General features: G+C 72.2%; 25 protein-coding genes. 11 read left to right on the plus strand and 14 right to left on the minus strand.

The features are described from left to right. Window positions 1-103: 103 nt before the first annotated feature. A complete protein-coding gene (locus IE140_RS34425; protein ID WP_150198332.1) occupies window positions 104-892 on the minus strand; it encodes a PepSY domain-containing protein in 789 nt (262 codons plus the stop codon). Between the two features lie 199 nt (window positions 893-1,091). Between IE140_RS34425 and IE140_RS34430 the strand changes: the two genes are divergently transcribed. The 6 genes from IE140_RS34430 to IE140_RS34455 all read left to right on the plus strand — a co-directional run bounded on the left by IE140_RS34430 (window position 1,092) and on the right by IE140_RS34455 (window position 6,176). Beyond that, window positions 1,092-1,340 (plus strand): DUF6296 family protein, encoded by a 249-nt coding sequence (locus IE140_RS34430; RefSeq protein WP_032768890.1) that lies wholly within the window; start codon window positions 1,092-1,094, stop codon window positions 1,338-1,340. Window positions 1,341-1,528: 188 nt separating this feature from the next. Continuing rightward, window positions 1,529-2,290, plus strand: coding sequence for a DeoR/GlpR family DNA-binding transcription regulator (locus IE140_RS34435; RefSeq protein WP_032778087.1), 762 nt, complete (start codon window positions 1,529-1,531; stop codon window positions 2,288-2,290). After that, on the plus strand, window positions 2,287-3,234 hold the full coding sequence (gene pfkB / locus IE140_RS34440; protein ID WP_150198330.1) for a 1-phosphofructokinase: 948 nt from the start codon (window positions 2,287-2,289) through the stop codon (window positions 3,232-3,234). Before IE140_RS34435 ends, pfkB begins: the two co-directional genes overlap by 4 nt. A 121-nt stretch (window positions 3,235-3,355) precedes the next feature. Beyond that, entirely contained in the window at window positions 3,356-5,386 is a 2,031-nt protein-coding gene (locus IE140_RS34445; protein WP_150197497.1) for a PTS fructose transporter subunit IIABC, read from the plus strand. 54 nt (window positions 5,387-5,440) lie between these two features. Further along, window positions 5,441-5,713, plus strand: a complete 273-nt coding sequence (locus tag IE140_RS34450; RefSeq protein ID WP_150197498.1) for an HPr family phosphocarrier protein — start codon at window positions 5,441-5,443, stop codon at window positions 5,711-5,713. A gap of 28 nt (window positions 5,714-5,741) precedes the next feature. After that, window positions 5,742-6,176 (plus strand): protein-tyrosine phosphatase family protein, encoded by a 435-nt coding sequence (locus IE140_RS34455; protein WP_150197499.1) that lies wholly within the window; start codon window positions 5,742-5,744, stop codon window positions 6,174-6,176. A gap of 11 nt (window positions 6,177-6,187) precedes the next feature. Here the strand turns inward: IE140_RS34455 and lepB are convergent, their stop codons facing one another. The 3 genes from lepB to IE140_RS34470 form a co-directional block, all read right to left on the minus strand. Beyond that, window positions 6,188-6,892 carry a signal peptidase I gene (lepB, locus tag IE140_RS34460; protein ID WP_093444614.1) on the minus strand — a complete coding sequence of 235 codons (705 nt, stop codon included), beginning with the start codon at window positions 6,890-6,892 and terminating at the stop codon, window positions 6,188-6,190. A gap of 95 nt (window positions 6,893-6,987) precedes the next feature. Then, a complete protein-coding gene (locus IE140_RS34465; RefSeq protein WP_032768964.1) occupies window positions 6,988-7,278 on the minus strand; it encodes a hypothetical protein in 291 nt (96 codons plus the stop codon). 112 nt (window positions 7,279-7,390) lie between these two features. Beyond that, entirely contained in the window at window positions 7,391-7,900 is a 510-nt protein-coding gene (locus IE140_RS34470) for a mycothiol transferase (RefSeq protein WP_150197500.1), read from the minus strand. Between the two features lie 65 nt (window positions 7,901-7,965). On the opposite strand from IE140_RS34470, the gene IE140_RS34475 reads away from it, so the two are divergent. Beyond that, entirely contained in the window at window positions 7,966-8,337 is a 372-nt protein-coding gene (locus tag IE140_RS34475) for an iron chaperone (protein WP_150197501.1), read from the plus strand. A 30-nt stretch (window positions 8,338-8,367) separates the two neighbouring features. On the opposite strand, the gene IE140_RS34480 is transcribed toward IE140_RS34475, so the two are convergent. From IE140_RS34480 to IE140_RS34505, 6 genes are all read right to left on the minus strand, one after another. Then, window positions 8,368-8,601: a hypothetical protein gene (locus IE140_RS34480; protein WP_150197502.1), complete on the minus strand. Its 234-nt coding sequence runs from the start codon at window positions 8,599-8,601 to the stop codon at window positions 8,368-8,370. Window positions 8,602-8,607: 6 nt separating this feature from the next. Then, entirely contained in the window at window positions 8,608-9,282 is a 675-nt protein-coding gene (locus IE140_RS34485; RefSeq protein WP_093444618.1) for a TNT domain-containing protein, read from the minus strand. 197 nt (window positions 9,283-9,479) lie between these two features. Beyond that, the gene (locus tag IE140_RS34490) at window positions 9,480-9,995 is read right to left on the minus strand and encodes a lytic polysaccharide monooxygenase auxiliary activity family 9 protein (RefSeq protein WP_032778107.1); all 516 of its coding nucleotides are present in this window, start codon (window positions 9,993-9,995) and stop codon (window positions 9,480-9,482) included. A 274-nt stretch (window positions 9,996-10,269) separates the two neighbouring features. Further along, the gene (locus tag IE140_RS34495; RefSeq protein WP_150197503.1) at window positions 10,270-10,974 is read right to left on the minus strand and encodes a DUF4230 domain-containing protein; all 705 of its coding nucleotides are present in this window, start codon (window positions 10,972-10,974) and stop codon (window positions 10,270-10,272) included. A gap of 134 nt (window positions 10,975-11,108) precedes the next feature. Beyond that, window positions 11,109-12,209, minus strand: coding sequence for a winged helix DNA-binding domain-containing protein (locus IE140_RS34500; protein WP_150197504.1), 1,101 nt, complete (start codon window positions 12,207-12,209; stop codon window positions 11,109-11,111). Next, entirely contained in the window at window positions 12,206-12,775 is a 570-nt protein-coding gene (locus IE140_RS34505; RefSeq protein ID WP_150197505.1) for a DinB family protein, read from the minus strand. Before IE140_RS34505 ends, IE140_RS34500 begins: the two co-directional genes overlap by 4 nt. Before the next feature lie 99 nt (window positions 12,776-12,874). On the opposite strand from IE140_RS34505, the gene IE140_RS34510 reads away from it, so the two are divergent. Next, window positions 12,875-13,894: a helix-turn-helix transcriptional regulator gene (locus tag IE140_RS34510; RefSeq protein WP_150197506.1), complete on the plus strand. Its 1,020-nt coding sequence runs from the start codon at window positions 12,875-12,877 to the stop codon at window positions 13,892-13,894. Here the strand turns inward: IE140_RS34510 and IE140_RS34515 are convergent. Both IE140_RS34515 and IE140_RS34520 read right to left on the minus strand, forming a co-directional pair. Continuing rightward, window positions 13,891-14,682 carry a DUF4389 domain-containing protein gene (locus tag IE140_RS34515; protein ID WP_150197507.1) on the minus strand — a complete coding sequence of 264 codons (792 nt, stop codon included), beginning with the start codon at window positions 14,680-14,682 and terminating at the stop codon, window positions 13,891-13,893. The genes IE140_RS34510 and IE140_RS34515 overlap by 4 nt on opposite strands. Before the next feature lie 113 nt (window positions 14,683-14,795). Further along, a complete protein-coding gene (locus IE140_RS34520; protein WP_373296216.1) occupies window positions 14,796-15,320 on the minus strand; it encodes a VanZ family protein in 525 nt (174 codons plus the stop codon). Window positions 15,321-15,492: 172 nt separating this feature from the next. Here IE140_RS34520 and IE140_RS34525 point away from each other — a divergent pair, with 172 nt between their 5' ends. Beyond that, window positions 15,493-15,993 carry a tetratricopeptide repeat protein gene (locus IE140_RS34525; RefSeq protein ID WP_150197508.1) on the plus strand — a complete coding sequence of 167 codons (501 nt, stop codon included), beginning with the start codon at window positions 15,493-15,495 and terminating at the stop codon, window positions 15,991-15,993. Window positions 15,994-16,146: 153 nt separating this feature from the next. Further along, window positions 16,147-16,842: a YoaK family protein gene (locus tag IE140_RS34530; RefSeq protein ID WP_229827047.1), complete on the plus strand. Its 696-nt coding sequence runs from the start codon at window positions 16,147-16,149 to the stop codon at window positions 16,840-16,842. Window positions 16,843-17,066: 224 nt separating this feature from the next. Here IE140_RS34530 and IE140_RS34535 read toward each other — a convergent pair whose 3' ends face one another. Together IE140_RS34535 and rpmG are read right to left on the minus strand one after the other, a co-directional pair. Continuing rightward, entirely contained in the window at window positions 17,067-17,327 is a 261-nt protein-coding gene (locus IE140_RS34535) for a type B 50S ribosomal protein L31 (protein WP_098898097.1), read from the minus strand. Window positions 17,328-17,391: 64 nt separating this feature from the next. Continuing rightward, complete coding sequence (gene rpmG, locus IE140_RS34540; protein ID WP_032768867.1) at window positions 17,392-17,556, minus strand: 50S ribosomal protein L33; 165 nt, start codon at window positions 17,554-17,556, stop codon at window positions 17,392-17,394. A gap of 356 nt (window positions 17,557-17,912) precedes the next feature. Between rpmG and IE140_RS34545 the strand changes: the two genes are divergently transcribed. Next, entirely contained in the window at window positions 17,913-19,343 is a 1,431-nt protein-coding gene (locus IE140_RS34545) for a PP2C family protein-serine/threonine phosphatase (protein ID WP_150196958.1), read from the plus strand. Window positions 19,344-19,389: the final 46 nt, after the last annotated feature.

Below are 19,389 nucleotides of genomic sequence, written 5' to 3' on the forward strand. Positions count from 1 at the left end.
GAGTTGCCATTCCGGCAAATTCGCACGACACGGCGGCGCGTACAGGAAGAAGGGGTACGCCGGGTGTCCGGCGTACCCCTTCGCGGGTCGGGTGGTGAGGCGGTCAGTCCTCGTCGGTCTCCTCGCGGATGATGGTGTCGTTCTTGGCGTCCACGTCGAAGGTGGTCTTCTTCCAGTCGGATCCGACCACGTCGACCTGCCAGATGACGCCGTCGCCTTCGTTGTCCTCGAGGCTGACGGAGGTGACCGTCCCCTTCTTCTTCTCGGTGGCGACCTTGGCCGCCTGCTGCGGAGTCTGGGTGGCCTGGGCGAGCCAGTCGGCCGTCTGCTTCTTGTCGTCCGCGTCCTGGTCCGCGTCGACACGGGCTTCGATCACCTTGCCGTCGACCGCGTTGATGCGGACGGTGTGGATCGTGCCGTCCTTCTCCGCGACCTCCGCGGCCCAGACCGGGCCGTCGGCGCCGGGGCTCGCGCTCGGGCTGCCGGTTCCGGTCGGGCTCGGGGAGCCGGTCGGGCTGGGCGATTCCGTGGGACTGCCGGTCGTGGTCGGGCTGGGGCTCTGGTTGTCGTCGTCGTCCACACCCTCCAGGTCCAGATCGACGAGCTTGCTTCCGGCGACCTCGCCGGTGGCGGTGGTGGCCGCGTCGTCGAAGGTGACCTTCGTGGCGTCGAGCACCGTCTTGCGTTCCTGCTGGTCCTCGGTCAGCTGGGCGGTGGCCGACGGTGTCGTCGTCTGTTTCTGCGGGACGACCTTGGCCGCCTCGGAGGTGGCCGCGCTGCTCGCGCTGTCCGAGCTCTGACCGCAGCCGGTCATCAGGAGGGCCGTGGCCGCGGCCAGGGAGAGGGCGCCGACCGCCTTGAGAGTGCGGGAACGGGAGGAGGCACTGTTCATTCGTCGAGGCTCAAGTCTCATGCACGCATGCCTAGCCGTCCGGGCCTTCCGTCATGTTGTCCTACCGGGCGGAGTCACCCGATCGACCGGGCGGCTCCGCCCGTTGGCCGTCGCTCCCCGGGCGGTCCGCGCCGGGGTGCGAAACAATGGCGGCAGGGCCGTATTCTCCGCGCACGGCCGGGAGAACGTCATGAATCAGATGGTGCACACCGAGCGTTACGAGCTGATCTTCCAGATGTCCGGCGCCGCGGACGACGTGGTCTCCGTCCGGCTGACCGACCGGCTGGGGGCCGGCGGGTTCCCGGTGTACGAGGACGAGACGGGGATCGTCCGCGCCGAGATCAGCGACCGGGGCGAGGTCCGCATGATCGCCAGCGGCGGCCACCAGGTCCCCGGCGCTCCCCTGCTGGCCCGTCCCCTGAGCGAGAACGCGCCCGGCACGCGCTGACCGGATCCGTCGGGCGGGGCGCACCGGTGCACGGTGCGCCCCGCCCGTTCGTGTGCCCGCTTCCCCGGCGGGAGGCGGTCTCGTCCGTTCATGCCCACTCGTCGCCCGAATGTGTTTACATTCCCGCACCCCGGACGTAACCTGAGCGCGAAACCACAGACTCGGGCATGAAACGGAAACGAAACCACATGTACGCACCGGAGCGTCAGCAGGAGATCCTCCGCCTCGCCCAGGAGAGCGGCCGGGTCGACGTGCTGTCCCTGGCCGAGGAGTTCCAGGTGACGGCCGAGACCGTCCGGCGGGACCTCAAGGCGCTGGACCGGGCGGGGCTGCTGCGCCGGGTGCACGGTGGGGCGATCCCGGTGGGGCGGCTGGACTTCGAGCCCGACCTCGCCGAGCGCGACGCCCTCTCCGCCGACGAGAAGGACCGCATCGCGCAGGCCGCCCTCGCCGAACTGCCCGCCGACGGCAATGTGATCGTCGACGCCGGGACGACCACCGCGCGGCTCGCCGCCGCCGTGCCGGTCGACGCGGCGCTGACCGTCGTGACGCACGCGCTGCCGGTGGCCGCCCGGCTCGCCGACCACCCGGGCATCGCGCTGCATCTGGTGGGCGGCCGGGTCCGGCACCGTACGCGCGCGGCCGTCGACGCCTGGGCGCTGGGTTCGTACGCCGAGATCAACGCCGACGTGGTCTTCCTCGCCACCAACGGCTTCTGTCCCGAGCGCGGTCTGACCACGCCCGACCTCGCGGAGGCCGCGGTGAAGCGGGCCGTGATCAGGGCGGCCCGCCGGGTGGTCCTGCTCGCCGACTCCGGCAAGTTCGGGCAGGAGCACTTCGCCCGCTTCGGCGACCTCACCGATGTGGACCTGCTCATCACCGACACGGGCCTCAGCCCCGACGACGCCCGCTCCATCGAGAGCCGGGGCACGGAAGTAGTACGCGCATGATCCTCACCGTCACCCCCAACCCCAGCCTGGACCGCACCTACGAGCTGCCCGGGCTGGCCCGTGGCACCGTCCTGCGCGCCACGGCGGACCGCGTCGACCCGGGCGGCAAGGGCGTCAACGTCTCCCGCGCGGTCGCGGCGGCCGGGCACCGCACCGTCGCCGTCGCCCCGCTGGGCGGCCCGGAGGGCGCCCTGCTCACCCGGCTCCTCGGCGACCTGGGCATCGAGGCGGCCGGGGTGCCGATCGCCGGGAACACCCGGATCAACGTCACCCTCGTCGAACCCGACGGCACCCTGACCAAGGTCAACGCGGCGGGCCCCGAACTGAGTCCGGCCGAGGCGGAGGACGTCCTCGAAGCGGTCCGGGTCCGCTCGGCCGCCGCCGACTGGATCGCCTGCTGCGGGAGCCTGCCGCGCGGACTGCCGCCCCGGTGGTACGCGGAGCTGGTCGAGCGGAGCCACCGCGCCGGTGCCCGGATCGCGCTGGACACCTCGGGTGCCGCTCTCACCGCCGCGCTCGCCGGAGGGCCCGATGTGATCAAGCCCAACGCCCAGGAGCTGGCCGAGGCCGTGGGCCGTCCGCTGGCCACGGTGGGCGACGCGCTGAAGGCCGCCGAGGAGCTGCGCGGGCGCGGCGCCCGGTCGGTGCTGGCGAGTCTGGGAGCGGACGGGCAGCTGCTGGTCGAGGCGTCGGGCGCCTACTTCGCGACCGCCCCGGTGGCCGCCGTACGCAGCAATGTCGGCGCCGGGGACGCCTCGCTGGCCGGCTTCCTCGCGGCGGGCGGGCGCGGCCCGGAAGCGCTCGCCTCGGCCGTCGCCCACGGGGCCGCGGCCGTGCAGCTGGCCGGGAGCATCATGCCCACCCCGGCCGACCTCGATCTGCCGTCGGTCGTGACGACCTCCGACGTACCGCTGGACCGCGCGCTGAGCGAGCCGGCCCCATGACCCCCCGTACCACCGCCACCCCCACCATCCCCGCACCTCCCGTACGGACCCCACCCGTACGCGAGCTCCGCCCCGTCCCCCCGAGCCGCCGCCCCGGCGGTCCCGAGCAAGGAGCACCGCGATGAGTGAGCTGATCACCGCGGAACTGGTCGACCTCGATCTGTCCGCCGCAACGAAGGACGCCGCCGCGAGGTCACTCGCCGAGCGGATGGTGGCCGCGCACCGCGTCACCGATCTCGACGGTTTCCTCGCCGACGTCGCCGCCCGCGAGGCGCAGATGCCGACCGGCCTCGACGGCGGCATCGGTATCCCGCACTGCCGCAGCGAGCATGTGAACGCCCCGACGCTGGCCTTCGGGCGCAGCGCTGCGGGCATCGATTTCGGTGCGGCCGACGGTCCCGCCGACCTGGTCTTCCTCATCGCCGCCCCGGCCGGGGCCGACGACGACCACCTCACCATCCTGTCGGGGCTGGCCCGCCGGCTGATGGACCCGGAGTTCACCGCCGCGCTGCGCGCCGGAACGGACCCGGCGGCGGTGGCCGCGCTGATCCGGGGCGAGGAGCCGGCGGAGGAGCCCGCCGCCGAGGAGGAAGGACCGGCACCCGAGCCCGAGGCCGAGGCCGAGACCGCCGAAGCGGCCGGGAGCGTCCCCTTCCGGATCGTCGCCGTCACCTCCTGCCCCACCGGCATCGCCCACACTTACATGGCCGCCGAGTCCCTGGCCGCGGCGGGCCGCGCCGAGGGCGTCGAAGTGACGGTGGAGACCCAGGGTTCGGGCGGCTTCAAGAAGCTGGACCCCGCTGTCATCGCTGCGGCGGACGCCGTGATCTGGGCGCATGACGTGGAGGTCCGGGAGAGGACCCGCTTCCGCGGCAAGCCCCTGGTCGACGTCGGCGTGAAGGCGGGCATCAACCGGCCCGCCGAACTGATCGCCGAGGCCCGCCGCAAGGCAGGACGCGGGGAGATCGCCGCCGTGTCCGAGGCCGACGGCGGCAAGGACTCCGGCGACGGTGACGCGGACCGATCCGGCGCGGACCACGCGCACTTCGGCGTCCGGCTCCGTACGTATCTGATGTCCGGCGTCAGTTACATGGTTCCCTTCGTCGCGGCGGGCGGTCTGCTGATCGCCCTGTCATTCGCCATCGGCGGCTACGAGATAGCGAGCGCCAAGTCGGTGGCCGACCACTTCGTGTGGGGCGAGGCGGACAGCTGGGCGGCGCTGCTTAACCAGATCGGTTCGGCGGCCTTCGCGTTCCTGGTTCCGGTGCTGGCCGGGTACATCGCGTACGGGATGGCAGACCGGCCGGCTCTGGTGCCGGGCTTCGTCGGCGGGTCCATCGCGCTGACGGTGAACGCCGGGTTCCTCGGCGGTCTGGTCGCCGGTCTGCTGGCCGGTGCGGTGGTGATGGCGATCCAGCGGGTCCCGGTCCACGCGACGTTGCGCGGCATCATGCCGGTGCTGGTGATCCCGTTGATCGCGTCGGCGGTCGTGGGCTTCCTGATGTTCATCGTGGTCGGCAAGCCCATCGCCTCGCTGCAGAACGCGCTGACGGACTGGCTGAACGGTCTGTCGGGCTCCAACGCGGTGATCCTCGGCGTCGTCCTCGGCCTGATGATGTGCTTCGACATGGGCGGCCCGCTGAACAAGGTGGCGTACGCCTTCGCGGTCGGCGGTCTCGCCGATCCGACCGACGGCAGCCTGAAGGTGATGGCCGCGGTCATGGCGGCCGGGATGGTCCCGCCGCTGGCGATGGCGCTCGCCACCACCGTACGCAAGAAGCTGTTCACGAAGACCGAGCGGGAGAACGGCCGGGCGGCCTGGGTGCTGGGCGCCTCGTTCATCACCGAGGGCGCGATCCCGTTCGCCGCCGCCGATCCGCTGCGGGTCATCCCGTCGGTGATGGCGGGCGGCGCGGTCACCGGCGCCCTGTCGATGGCCTTCGGGGCGACGCTGCGCGCTCCGCACGGCGGCGTCTTCGTCGTCCCGCTGATCGGCGAACCGTTCCTGTACCTGCTCGCCATCGCCGCCGGAACGCTGGTGGCGACCGCGCTCGTCGTCCTGCTCAAGGGCGCACGCCGGGCGGCGCCGGACCCGGCCGGGGCGGCGGGCGCCACGGGTTCCGACGACTCCCGGGTCCCGGTCGCCGCCTGAACACCTCACCGCCCGCCCGCACGACATCCGCAGTCCCTCACCCAGGAGTGATCCATGCATCAGCAGACCGTCGTCATAGGTTCCCGCAGCGGGCTGCACGCCCGTCCGGCGTCGCTGTTCGTCAAGGCCGCCGCCCGTCAGCCGGTCAAGGTGACCATCGCCCGTGAGGGCCGCGACCCGGTCGACGCCCGCAGCATGCTCGCGGTGCTGGCCCTGGCGGCGCCGTACGGGGAGGCCGTGGTCCTCAGCGCCGAGGGCGACGGGGCGCGGACGGCGGTCGAGGAGCTGGCGGAGCTGCTGGCGCAGGATCTCGATATCCCCGCCTGACCGGCGGGGCAGGCCGTAGCTTGGGGGCGTGACCGAACACTGGAACGCCGCCGATCCCGCCGTGCTCGCCCTGCCTTCCGGGCGGCTGGTGCGGGGCCGGGGGCTGCGCAAGCCGCTGCCTTCGGGCCCCGAACCGGACTTCGCCGTATATCTGCTGGGCCGCACCCCGCCCCCGGTCCGCTGGGAGTCGCGGTGGCTGCGGTGGCCGGACTTCCGGCTCCCGGCGGACCGGGAGGAGGCGCAGGTCCTCCTCCGGGAGGTGTGGGAGCGGGCGGCCGACGAGCGGGTCGAGGTGGCCTGCGGCGGCGGGATGGGCCGGACCGGGACGGCGCTGGCCGTTCTGGCCGTCCTGGACGGGGTGCCCGCCGAGGAGGCGGTGGCGTTCGTCCGCGCCGGCTACCACCCGCGGGCGGTGGAAACGCCCTGGCAGCGCAGGTACGTACGGAATTTCGCGCCGCGCTGAGCAGCTGAGCGTCAGGGCCTGTCGGGCACGTTCTTGAACGTCTCGGGCACCGGCAGGGTGGCCCAGCGGCCGATCGGCCAGGCGACGACGACGGCCCGGCCGACGACCTCGTCGACCGGGACCATCCCCTCGTTGGGGTCGTCCTGGTGGTAGCGGGAGTCGGCGGATTCCTGACGGTGGTCCCCCATGACCCAGACCTTGCCGTCGGGCACGGTGACCTTGAACCGGCCACCGTCCTCGTCGTTGCTGCAGGGGGTGTTGCCGGGGAAGACGTACGGCTCGTCCAGGGCGGTGCCGTTGACCTTCACCGGCCCGTCGCCCGCGCACTCCACGGTGTCTCCGCCGACGCCGATGACCCGCTTGATGAGGTCCTTCTCCTCGGCGGAGGGCATGACGCCGATGAAGCTCAGCACCTTCTGCACGGTGTTGGGCTCGTCCACGGGCGTGCCCGCGAGCCAGTCGGCGGGGTCGTGGAAGACGATCACCTCGCCGCGCTCCGGCTCCGAGCCGAACCAGGGGGTCAGCTTGTCCACGAGAACCCGGTCGCCCCGCTGGAGGGTGTTCTGCATCGAGTCCGAGGGGATGGAGAACGCCTGCACCAGAAACGTCTTGATGAGCAGGGCCAGCACCAGGGCCATGACGATCAGGAGCGGCAGCTCCACCCAGAACGGCCGCTTCTTCCGTGCACTCGACCGCCGCGCTCCCGCACGCCCCATGTCACCGCTCCTCGCCCCGTGAACCGCCTGTGCCCGCCCCTCGGGGGACGGGTCCGGTGATCCACTCTATGGGGCGTGGGGCGCGCTGACCGTCGCTATGCGGGTTCGGCGCCGACCGACGGGACTCTCGCGCCCTCTCCGGCGCGCACGGCTTCGACGACGCTCTGGTGGAAGGTGCGGCTCTCCTCCTCGGAGGGGCAGGGAACGGGGCTGCCCACGAGGGTGAACCAGTCGGAGGAGCCGCTGTACTGCACGGCCACCGACGCCTGTCCGTCGAACCACGTCGTATGTACGGTGAGGTCGCCGCTGAGGATGCCCGCTTCTTCGGTGCGCACTCCGCCGGTGCCCGTGTAGACCCCGCTGGTCGTCCAGGATGCCCAGCCCATGATGGTCACCTTTCGGACGATGACACTGCTTGTCCGGCCGATTTCCTTCGAGTATGGCACCGCCGGTGGGACTGTGCACTGGTCGGTGCGCGCCGGTCCACGGGCCCCGGTCTTAGGCCCTCTCCAGCACTCCGCGGACGAACGCGGCCTGGCCCGCGTGCTGGAGGTCCTCGGCGACGACGCTGATCAGCCGGACACCCAGAGTCACCGGGGGCGTCCAGCCCTCGTCGACGATCCGGTCGAGGGCGTGGCCCTCCAGCCCCGCGACGAAGTCGAGCGTCCGCTCCTGTACGGCGTCGAAGTAGCCGAGGAGAGGTTCGGCGGAGTCCACGTGGACGGCGGCGACCTCGTCACTGCTGTGCCCGTAGCCGGTGTCCGTCGCGTCGAAGGGGAGCGCGAAGCGGTCGGCCCAGCCTTCGGTGAGCCAGATCTGTGCGGTGCCGGAGGCGTCGGCGATGTGGTCGTCCTGGACGCGGGTGAGATGCCAGACGAGCCAGGAGATGGAGTTGGCCCCCTCGTCGAGCCGGGCGTTGAGGTCGTCGGGCGGCAGCCCCTCGACCGCCGCGTGGACGGCCTCCCCGACCCGGTCGAACGCTTCGGCCAGCAATCCTGCGGTGTTCATCCGCCCACCTTCGCCCACCGGGCGCCGGGGGCACGGGGTGCGACACACCGCCGTACGATCGGCTCATGGTGCAGAGCAGCGCGCAGGATGTCGATCAGTATCTCGCCGAGGCCCCGGAGGCGCGCCGGGAGGCCCTCACGAGGCTGCGCGCGCTGTGCCGCCAGGAGCTGACGGGGTTCCGTGAGGTGATGGCGTACGGCATGCCCGCCTACGAGCGGGAGGGGCCGGGGACGGGCGAGATCGCCTTCGCCGACCAGAAGCAGTACATCTCGTTCTATCTGCTGCGCACGGATGTCCGCGACGCGTTCGTGGACCGGCTGGCCTCGCACGACATGGGCAAGGGCTGTCTGCGGTTCCGCCGGCCGGAGAAGATCGACTTCGAGCTTGTCCGCGACCTTCTGCGGGCGACGGCGACGACCCCCGGCACGCCCTGCTGACGGGCGCGGGGAAGGGCCGCGGGAAAGGGTTCAGACGAGCAGGCTCAGCAGGTGGGCGCAGGCGGTGGCCTCGTCCGGGTGGCGGGCGATGACCTCGTACGTTCCGCGCTCGAACGCCCCGGTCTCCCAGCCCGTGTCCCCACTCTGCCGGACGAAGAGGAAGTCCGGTGGGGTGGGGACGGGCTCGTGGACGCCCTCGATCCGGTAGTAGCCGCCGGGGATCCGAGCCTCGATCAGTGCGGCGTGCAGGGCCCGGCGGTCCATGGCGGGCTACGCGCCCGCGGGCGTCAGGTAGGCGTTGTCCAGCAGCCACTTCACATTGAGCCGCTGTCCCTCGCCCGGGTCGAGGAACACGGCGTCGAGCTTGATCTGCTGTCCGCCGCCGGGCTGCTCGAACCACGGGGCGATGGAGCCCTGCCAGACCCAGAAGGGCTTGGCGACCTTGTAGACGCGGTAGTCGCACGGGGTGTCCGCGTCGCGGGTGTTGAGGTTCTGCGGGGGCAGGGCGCGTTCGGCGTAGGCGTCGCCGGCGGGGGCCAGATAGCCGCCGTACTCCGAGCCGAAGCGGTCCAGGCGCTGGCCGGTGCGCAGCTTGACGGGCTCCTTGTCGATCTCGCCGTTCACCTCGGCGAAGCCGTCGTTGGGCGGGTACTTCCAGCTTCCGGTGTCCGCGGGGCCTTCCCAGTACTTCTTCAGGAAGTCCTTCGGGGTGAGGTCTCCGGTGCGCTGGTAGCCGTTCAGGAGCGGGCCGACCGGGGCGAGCCGCTTGTTCGGCAGCCACTTGGGGCCGAGGCGGGCGTCGCCGCGGAATTCTCCGGTGCACTGCTCGTGGCGTTCGGCGGCGGGAGCGGGCCTCTCGGGCCCCGGTGCTGCGCTCGCCGTCGGAGCGGTGATCAGTCCGGCGGTGATGCCGAGCGCGGCGAGTGCGGTACGCATACGGTTCATTCAGGAGTCCCCTTGAGCACTGATGATCCATCAGGACAGCTGACGTAGGGTAACCGCTCGGCTACGCCGAGGTTTCGCGCCATGCCGGTTTCCGGCCAGGCGGAACAGGACGCCGCACAGCACCGCGCCCCGGTCGCGACGGTGCGCGTCCGGGGCGTGGCGGCAGGCCGGGTGTGCACCCCCGGCCGGTACGGCTGCTAGCCGACGTTGACGTCGATGCAGGCGTAGAAGGCGTTGGCGGTGTCCGCGATGTTCCAGACGGCCAGGACCTTCTGCTGGCCGGTCTTGTTGCCGAAGTCGACCTGGTGGGTCACGGTTGCGCCGGGCTGCGCGCCGCCGTCGTCGAATTCGGCGATCTTCTCGCCGCCCACGAAGTACTGCCATGTGCTGGTCGAGTGGCGTGCGGTGAGCTTCCACTCGAACTGCTGGGAGCGGTTCACCGGAGTGACGGCCCAGCCCTTGGAGTCGTCGTCCAGCTCGGCGAAGCCGCTGTTGCCGCCGCTGCAGCTGGTCAGCCCCTTGGGGCCCTCGACGCTCTGCGGTTCGTACTTGATCGCGCCGCAGCTGACCGTGCCGGCGGCGCACTGGGCCTGCCGGCTCGGCGGGTTGGAGATGTAGCCGTGGGCGCTGGCTGAGCTTGCCGGGAGGCTCAGGGCGAGGATCGGGGCGAGCATGGCGCCGACGGCGAGTGCGGTCTTCCTTTTCGCGTGCATGCTTCTCCTTCACATGAGACCGCACCGCGCGGTGGCGGACCGTGGGGGGTCCGGCTTCGGCGGCGAGGCCTCGCGAGTGTGGGGCCAAGAGGCGCGAAGGGCTGCAAGTCCCTTGCCGGACAAGTCTGATGACAGGTGTCCGGAAAGGCCTTGCACTTGGACTAGACCATACCGATCGACGCGTGCACGTCAAGGGTGGTGGGCGGTGGGCGCTCCGCCCCCGAAGCCGCGCGGGCGGCCGCACGCGGTGCGTGCGGCCGCCCGGGTGATGCGATCACTCCTGGTCGTCGCCGTAGCGGACCGTGACGCGCTCGAAGCCGAGGGAGCCGAGCAGTCCCTTCAGCATGTCGGCGGTGTTCTTCTCCGCCCGGGCGGTCAGTTCGCTCTCCTTCGCCGCTTCCGAGATGTGCTGGGCGGCGAGCTTGTTGACGGCCTGCTCACTGCCGGGGTTGTCGGAGAAGAAGTCGCCCAGACGGTCGAAAAGACCGCGCTGTTTCGAGACCGTGTAGGAGCGGTCCGGGTCGAGAGCCGGCTTGCCCAGAACCGCACGCGGCAGGCGCAGTTCGGCCTCGGTGCGGTCCTCGTTGACCTTGACGCCGCCCTCGGTGACCTTGCCCAGGTCGACGGAGGCGTCGACCGTGCCCGCCCCGACGAACAGGGTGCGGGTGCCGCGCAGGGCGTCGGGGACGAACTTCGTGTCCTTCTCCAGATCGACGACGACCTGGAAGTTGCCCGAGGCGGCCTCGTACGAGCTCATGTCCTGGATCGACTTGAGCACGGCGGGACCCGACCGGTCGTGGGTCTGCTCACCGAAGAGGTCGTCGAGCCCCGGCAGCAGGCTGAGCCGGCCGCCGGCGAACAGCAGGGCCAGCACGGCCACGCCGATGCCGAGGACTTTCAGCCATCCTCGCGAGGGGCGGGCGGTGCGCTGTCGGTCGCCGTGCGGCGCGGGCTCTGTGGTTACGTCGCTTGACGTCATGGTATGCGTGTGACCGCATCCGGTGCTTTCAGTCCGCCTCCCGCCGCGACTCGCTCAAACTCCCGTACAAAATAGGCCTGTTCCGGTACGGACGGGCAGACACTTCCGGACGCCCCCGGGAAGGACCCGGGGGCTCAGCGCGGTGAGGCCGCCACCCGTACGCGGTCGCTGTCGCCGTCGGAGAGGAACACGGCAAGCTCCCTCCCCTGGTCGGCGACGGCGGCCCGATCGGCCCGGGAAAGGGTGCGCAGAGGGTCCACGGTGACGACGTCCTCGGTGACGGTCCACGTGGCGGCCACGCGGCCGTCGACCAGCACGACCCGCTCACCGGCCACCGAGAGGCCACGGTGGGCGTCGTCGATGATCCGGCCGCGGTCCTGGTAGCCGAGGATCGCGTTGTCGAAGGCGGGAAGGAACCGCACCGGGGCGGGGGTGTCCGGGTCCGGGCGCGGCGCGTCGGGCAGGTCGAGCAGTTCCCGTCCCCGCTCGTCGCGGAAGCGGACCAGTTCGCCGCGTACGGCGGCCACCGCGCCGGGCAGCCCGGCCAGGCCGGACCAGGCGCGCAGGTCGGCCGTGGCGGCGGGCCCGTACGCGGCGAGATAGCGCCTGACCAGCGCCTGTCCGACCGGGTCGGCCCCGTCGGAGGCGGGCGGATCGACCGGGCGGCCGAGCCAGGAGGACAGCGCGACGTTGCGCACCCCGCCCTTGGTGCGCCAGAGCCCCCGGGGCGGCGCCTGGGCCATCGGGACGAGGCCGGCGACCACCATCTCGCCCAGCGGGCGCGGCCCCGGCCCGGGCCAGCGCCCGGCGAGCGCCCGCACGATCTCGGCCGCGGTGCGGGGCTCGCCGTCGGACATCAGTTCCCGGGCATCCGCGGCGAGTTCTTCGAGGTCGACCCCTTCGAGCTCGTCGCGGTAGACCCCGATGACCCGTTGGCGCAGCATCGCGTCGTGGCGGGCCCGCCAGGCGAGGACGTCGTCGGCGGTGACGAGGTGGACCGTGCGGCGCATCAGGTGGGTGCGCACCACGCTCCGCCGGGTCAGCAGGTCCGAGAGAACGGCCGGGTCGAAGGCGGTCAGCCGGGACCAGAGCCCGATGAAGGGTTCCTGCGGTTCCTGCGCCTGGAGCCCGCAGAGGTGGGCCACCGCGTCCACGACGGGCAGGCCGGCCCGCTCCAGCAGCAGCTGGCGCGCGAGGGTCGCGCGGTTGAGCGCCCGGTTGTCCAGGACGGTCACGTCGCCGTCCGCCCGTCGAGCGCCTCGCGCAGGATGTCCGCGTGCCCGGCGTGCTGGGAGGTCTCGGCGATGACGTGGGTCAGCACCCGCCGTACGCTCCACGCGCCGCCGGGTTCGTTCCAGGGCGCCTCGGGGAGCGGGTGCGAGGCCGAGAGGTCGGGGAGGGTGAGGATGATCTTCTCGCTGCGGGCGGCGACCTGCTCGTACGCCTGGAGGATGCCGGTCACCGTCTCCCCGGGCAGCATCCGGAACTCCTTCTCCCGGTCGGTCATCCACGTCGGGAACTCGCGTGCGGTACCGGCCATGAGGTCGTCCCAGGTGACACCGTCGGGCAGGGCGAAGGACATCGCCGAGGGGCCCTCCGTAGCGAAGTTCAGCCAGCCCTCCTCCATGGCCGTGACGTGCTTGACGAGGCCGCCCAGGCAGAGCGCGCTGACCGTCGGGGTCCGGCCGGCCTGTTCGTCGGTGAGGCCGCGCACCGAGGCGGTCAGGGCGGCTCGCGCCTCGGCGAGAGCGGCGAGCAGGTCGGTGCGCTCGGCGTCGGGGGAGACGGAGGGGGTGGTCATGGTGATCGGGTCCTTCCGGAGTTCCTGTCGTGCGGTGCGAATCGACCTTCTCAGGGGAAGCGGCCAGGTTGTGTCCTCTTCTTTGCTCATACTCGTGTCATGCCGAAGACTTCCGCACGACTGCTGGCGCTGCTCTCCCTGCTCCAGGCGCGCCGCGACTGGCCGGGGCAGCTGCTGGCCGAGCGGCTGGAGGTCAGCCCGCGCACGGTGCGGCGTGATGTCGACCGGCTGCGGGAGCTGGGCTATCCCATCGCGGCGTTCAAGGGACCCGACGGCGGATACCGGCTGGACGCGGGCGCCCGGTTGCCGCCGCTGTTGTTCGACGACGATCAGGCCGTCGCCCTGGCCGTCGCGCTGCGGACCGCCACCGCGACCGGCGCCGGGATCGGGGAGGCCGCGGCCCGCGCGCTCACCACGGTCCGGCAGGTCATGCCCGCCCGGCTGCGCTATCGTGTCGACGCCCTGAACGTCACCGCCGTCGAACGGACAGGAGGCCCGCCGCGGCCCCAGGCCGATCCCCGGGTTCTCCTCGCGCTGAGCGACGCGGTGCGCGCCCGGGAGGTGCTGCGTTTCGACCACTCCCCCGCGTACGCCCCGACGGCCGCCGCCGACGCGCCGCCCGCGGTGCGGCGGGTGGAGCCGCACCGCCTGGTCACCTGGGGCGGGCGCTGGTACCTCGTCGCCTGGGACCTGGACCGCGAGGACTGGCGGACCTTCCGCGCGGACCGGATCACCCCGCGCACGCCCACGGGCCCCCGGTTCACCGCCCGCGAGGTGCCCGGGGGCGATGTGGCGGCGTTCGTCGCCGCCCGGTTCCAGGGCTCCGGCGGCCCCGGCGCGTGGCCGTGCCGCGGCGAGGTGATCCTCGACGCGCCGGCCTCGGCGGTGGCGGGCCACATCCGCGACGGAATCGTCGAGGAGCACGGCCCCGACCGCTGCCGGGTGGTCCTGGGGGCCTGGTCGTGGCCCGGCCTGGCCGCCGGACTCGGCAGGTTCGACGTGGACATCGAGGTCGTGGGGCCCGACGAGCTCAGGGACGCCTTCGCCGGTCTGGCCCGCCGCTTCGCCGACGCGGCGGGCCGGGGGCACGGTGACTCCCCGGGGTCCGGCGCCCCTTAGGGCGTGCCGACGAGCTGGGTATCGGTCGTGTCGTCGGTCGTCGAGGCGGTCAGGGACGAGGTGATGTGTCCGGCGAGGCCGAGCACCAGGAAGAGCACGACGAGCCACTTCGCGGCGCTGCTCAGGACCAGTGGGCGCGTCGCCGACCGCACCTGCTCCGGGGGAACGGCGAGGTCGTCGTCGCCGAACAGCGCCTTGGGGTAGGCGGGGGTGAGCATCATGACGTACGCGGAGAAACGCATCCGGTAGCGCAGGGTGGCCGCTGTCGCCTCGAACAGCGGCCGGGGCATCCGGCCGAGGCAGAGCGTGATCAGCCACCAGACGAAGGCCAGCGCCCACCACCCGTACACGGCGAGGCTCTGCACGATCGCCGCCGGAATCATCAGGAAGACACGGAAGAGCACCGCGAGCCGGTTGAGCGGGGTGGGCCGCACCTCGATCTGCGCCGGGTAGTCGGCCGGCGGGGTGAGGGCGAACGGCGGGTAGCGGTCGATGAGCAGCATGTCGCTCGCCGAGACGCGCATGTCGTAGCCGAGGACACCGGTCAGGAAGCGGAAGACGGGGTCGGGCAGCCGCCCCAGCACCAGGGCGGCGAACCATCCCACGATGACGGTGAAGAACGCCGCGATGTGCAGGAAGAACAGCACGATGAAGTGCGGGATGAGCAGCAGGAGCCGCAGGAGTACGGTCAGCCGCCGCTGGCGTGCCGGTTCGACGATGTCCAGGACGGGCCGGAACTCGTCGGCGTCCGCCTCCTTGCGGCCCGGGCTCCACTGGCCTTCGGCCATGTCGCTCCTCCTCGGCAGGGGGATCCGTACGGCATCCGCACGCAGGACGTGTCCCCACCGTGCGTCCGGTCCGGGCCGCCCGCAAACGGCCCGGCCCGAACGGGTGCCCGGGCTCAGCGCCTGCGGAGGCGGTCGAGGAGGGGGCGGGGGGCCTTCCCCGGCGTGCGCTTCGGCCCGGGTGCGGGCTTGGGCTTGGGCTCGTCCCGCTGTTCGGAGGGGCCGGGGACGTCGGCGTACGTGTAATAGCGGTGGCTGATGCGGCGCCCCAGCACGAAGTACCCGAGCAGTGCGCCGGCCGTGTTGAGGATGACGTCGTCGATGTCGAAGGCGCGTCCCTGGACCAGGGCTCCCTGGACCAGCTCGACGACGGCCATCGCGACGGCCGTCAGCAGCGTGGTCCGGATCATCCGCAGGCGTCGTGGCACGAAGAACGGCAGCAGGAGTCCGAACGGCACGCCGAGCAGCAGGTTTCCGCCCGCCTGCTTGCACGCGGCGAGGAAGGTGTAGTCCTCGGCGTACTGGCGCAGTGAGCGACCGGGGCGGAGGTTGGAGGTGACGAGGTCCTCGGAGGCCGGTGAGGGGGTGAGCGTCACCTTGGCCAGCAGGACGGAGAACGCCACCAGTCCCAGCAGCACCACTGCCAGGACCGCCCCGCGTACCAGTACACGTACCCATGTCCCCTGCCGTCCAGGGGGATTCGCCTCTGCTGTCATGGCCGACGGATGCCCCCGCCCGGCCGGAACACACACCGGAGCGGGCCACGGAGCGAAATCTCGTCCGCCGTCCGCGACCGGCTGCGACGATGTGCGCATGAGCGCAGAGAAGAAGAAGGACCTGCTGGACGAGGCCGACCGGTTGCGTGAGGGGGGCCGGCCGGAGGAAGCGCGGGAGAGGCTGCTCGCCCTGACGGCCGAGTATCCGGACGACGCGGAGGTGGCCTGCCGGACGGCGTGGATCCACGACGCGCTGGGCCTGGAGTCGGAGGCGGTGCCGTACTACGAGCGGGCTCTGGCCAACCCCGCGCTCTCGGCGGAGGACCGGCGCGGGTCGCTGCTGGGGCTGGGCAGTACGTACCGGGTCCTCGGCCGGTACGGGCAGGGGGTGGAGACGCTGCGCCGGGGCGTGGAGGAGTTCCCGGACGACGGTGCGATGCGGACGTTCCTGGCGATGGCGCTGTTCAACACCGGCGAGCACGACGAGGCGATGAGGCTGTTGCTGGAGCTGACGGCCGCGACCAGCCAGGACCCGTACGTCCAGGAGTACCGGCGGGCGATCGAGCACTACGCGAAGGACCTCCACGAGACCGTGTGACCCGCGCGGCGGCCGGGGGCGGTGGTGCGCGGCGCGCCGCGCGGCGGGCGACGCGCCGGTCGGGGAGCGGTGCGTGCCGAGAATGCTCGGGTGTCCTCCGCTCCCCCGGCGCTTCCGCCGTCCCCTCCTTCCGCCTCCTCCTCCGGCGCGTCCCTGACCGGTGACGCACCGTGGCGCGGCGAGGCGGCGCTGTTTCTGCTGTCCGCGGCTTCCGGGGCGGCGGACGCGTTCGTCTTCCTGTGCGTGGGGCAGGTCTTCGCCGGGGTGATGACCGGGAACCTGGTGCTGCTCGGGGCTTCGGCCGCCGGTGCGGGCGAGGACGGCGTGGCGCTGAAGGTCGCCGTCGCTCTGGGGGCGTACTTCTGCGGGGTGGCGGCGGGCGCGCTGTTGGCCGGGCGGCGGGGCTTCCGGGCCCCGGTGCTGCTCGGGGTGGAGGTGGTCCTGCTGGGGGCGGCCGCCGTGCTGTGGGGGCTGGGGCCGGTCACGTCGTACGGGGATCGGCTCGGGCTGCTGGCGCTGGTGGCGGTGGCGATGGGCGTCCAGGGACGGGTGCGGGTGACGCCGACGAACTACTTCACCGGGACGCTTACCTCGCTCGCCGGCCGGGTGGCGTTGCGTGAGCTGCGCGCCGGGGACGGCTGGGTGCTGGGGCGGCTGGCCGCGGTGGTGGCGGGGGCGGCCGTCGCGGCGCTGGCCGAGCGGTGGTGGAGCCCCGGGGCCGCGCTGGGGGCGGTGGTGATGGCTGCCGGTGCGCTGGCCCTGGAGACGGTTCCGGGGCGGGGCGGCCGCTTCCGGCGGGACAAGGGGAAGCCCCGGCCGGATCGGGGGAATCCAGCCGGGGCGGCTTGAGTGCGGGCGTGAAGGGCGGTCGCCTCTCGGCGGGGGGCTCCATGGGGCTTCGGCGGTGCCGATCGTCCCCATGGGTTACAGGTGAGGCCCGGGGACACTGTCCCCCTCACACCCACGTATAGATGAACGATAAACCATCCTGGGGTGTTCCCGGGAATCCGCCCCCGCGGATGTGATCCACGGCACGGAATTCCCGGCTCTCCCCCTGGTCAGGCCGCGTTCGGTCAGCTTCCGGACGTCTCGCCGGTGCCGTAGCGGCGGTGGAACTGCTCGACGCGGCCCGCCGTGTCGAGCACCCGGGTACCGCCGGTGTAGAACGGGTGGCTCGCCGACGAGGTCTCCACGTCGATGACGGGGTAGGCGTTGCCGTCCTCCCACACCACGCGCTCGCCGGAGTCGGCGGTCGAACGGGTCAGGAAGGCGACGTCGGCCGCACGGTCACGGAAGACGACGGGACGGGACACGGGGTGGATACGGGACTTCATCGATGCGTTCCTTCCTCACCGCGCGTGGCGGTGGCGTACGGGATGTCGGACCTCTTCCGAGTGGTCAGCGGACCTCGCGGAACAGGACGTGGCGGCCGACGGCGGAGTCGAACTTGCGGAGCTCCAGCCGGTCGGGGTGATTGCGGCGGTTCTTGCGTGTCGCATAGCTGCGGCCCGTTCCGGCGGTGGACCGGAGAGTGACCACGGGCCTGGATTCACTGCGCGCCATGGGCGCCTCCTTCTCTGCCTCCGACGACCCAGCCCCTCTATCGGGAATGGGATTCGTTTTCGTTCTGGTGGGGTAACGCGGGTCGGCCGCACGGCATTCCCACCCGCCGCACATCCGTCACCTGCCACCCGTGCGCCACTCCCGCACCACCGGTTCACCGCGCGACGCCACGTCAACTCACCTCGAACGCAAGCCTGTTCGGATGTACGCTCACCCCGGACAGCCGCTGGCATATTCCAGAAGCAACCACGCATCGAGTGTTGCCAAATCCCTTACGGCCCGCCGCGGCCTGTGCGACAGTCGGTAGCGGTCCACCCTTCAGAACCGGCTAGGCCGCGCCTGCAACGGAGTACGAGATGCCGTCCCCCCTCTTCGCGGACCGCCCCGCACCACAGCTTCCCGCGCACGACGCCGTCGACGACCTGATCCACCGGACGCGCCGGCTGCGCGGAGATGTGGACGCCGTGCGGCGGGACGCCGTCATGTTCGACGAGGACGACCCGCAGCTGCGCTGGCAGCGCGCCCTGTGCGAGCTGGCCGTGCACCACCTGGACACCCTCGGTGAGCATCTGGGCCAGCTCAAGGCTGGTCTGCCGGGCCCGCGCGGCGAGGACTCCGCCTCCGAGGACGAGGAGGCGGCGGACGGCCCGAGGGCCGGTTCCCTGCTGAGCCGGGTGGGCAGCGCCGAGTGGAACCTCCTCACCGACGAGTCCAGCTGGTCCGAGGAGCTGTACGAGATCTTCGGCAGGCCGCTCGACTCCGCCCCCCTCTCCCTGGACGACCTGCCGTCCGTGCTGCTGCCCGAGGACCAGCCCGTGCTCACCGCGATGGTGACGGGCTGCCTGGTCGACGGCCGGCCGATGGACGGCGAGTTCCGCATCGTGCGACCCGACGGCGGCACGCGCACGCTGCACATGACGGGCGAGCCGGTCCTCGACGGCGAGGGCTGCACCGCCTCCATGTGGGCGGTCCTGCGGGACGTCAGCGAGCTGCGCCGCAGCGAGCAGGCCGTGACCCGCAGCCGTGCGTCGGTCCGGCGCGAGAAGCACATCGAGCGCACCGAGCACCGCATGGCCGTGGAGCTCCAGGAGACCGTCCTGCCGCCGTGGCGCGGATCACTGCGCCTCCCGCCGCAGGGACCCGGCGCCCTGGACATCGCGGCGCACTACCTCCCCTCCGCGTCGAGCGGGCTCATCGGCGGCGACTGGTACGACGCGATGGAGCTGCCCGACGGACGCACCCTCCTCACCGTCGGCGACCTCACCGGGCACGGCATCCCCGCCACCTCGGCGATGGCGATGCTGCTGGGCGCACTGCGGGGCATGGCCGTCGCCGGCATCGAGCCGGGCGCACTGATGGGACACCTGAACCAGGTGCTGGAGACGTCGATACAGCCCGCGCTGGGCAGTGCCCTGTGCTGCCGCTTCGACCCCGGAACCTCCGTTCTCTCCTGGGCGCAGGCCGGTCATCCCGCGCCGCTGCTCTTCCGCGGCGGTTCGGGACGGCTCCTGCCCCCGCCGGACGGGATACTGCTGGGCGCCGCGCCCCAGGCCGTGTTCGAGCAGGACGAGGTACGGCTGTTCCCCGGCGACGTGCTCGTTCTGCACACCGACGGGCTGACCCGACGCGGCGACCGGGGTGCGGGCCCGGAAGCACTGCTCGACCTCGCCCCTCGATTCGCCGACGCCCGTACGGCACAGGAGTGCGTCCGGGGCCTCGTCGAGAAGTTCGGCGGGACCGAGCGCCTGGACGACGCGTGCGTGCTGGTCGCCCGCATCGGGGCGTGAGGGAACGCGGACGCATCAGGGCATGCCGCAGAAGCGTGGACGTGTC

This window comes from Streptomyces parvus (genome assembly GCF_014648875.1).
Taxonomy (GTDB): Bacteria; Actinomycetota; Actinomycetes; order Streptomycetales; family Streptomycetaceae; genus Streptomyces; species Streptomyces parvus.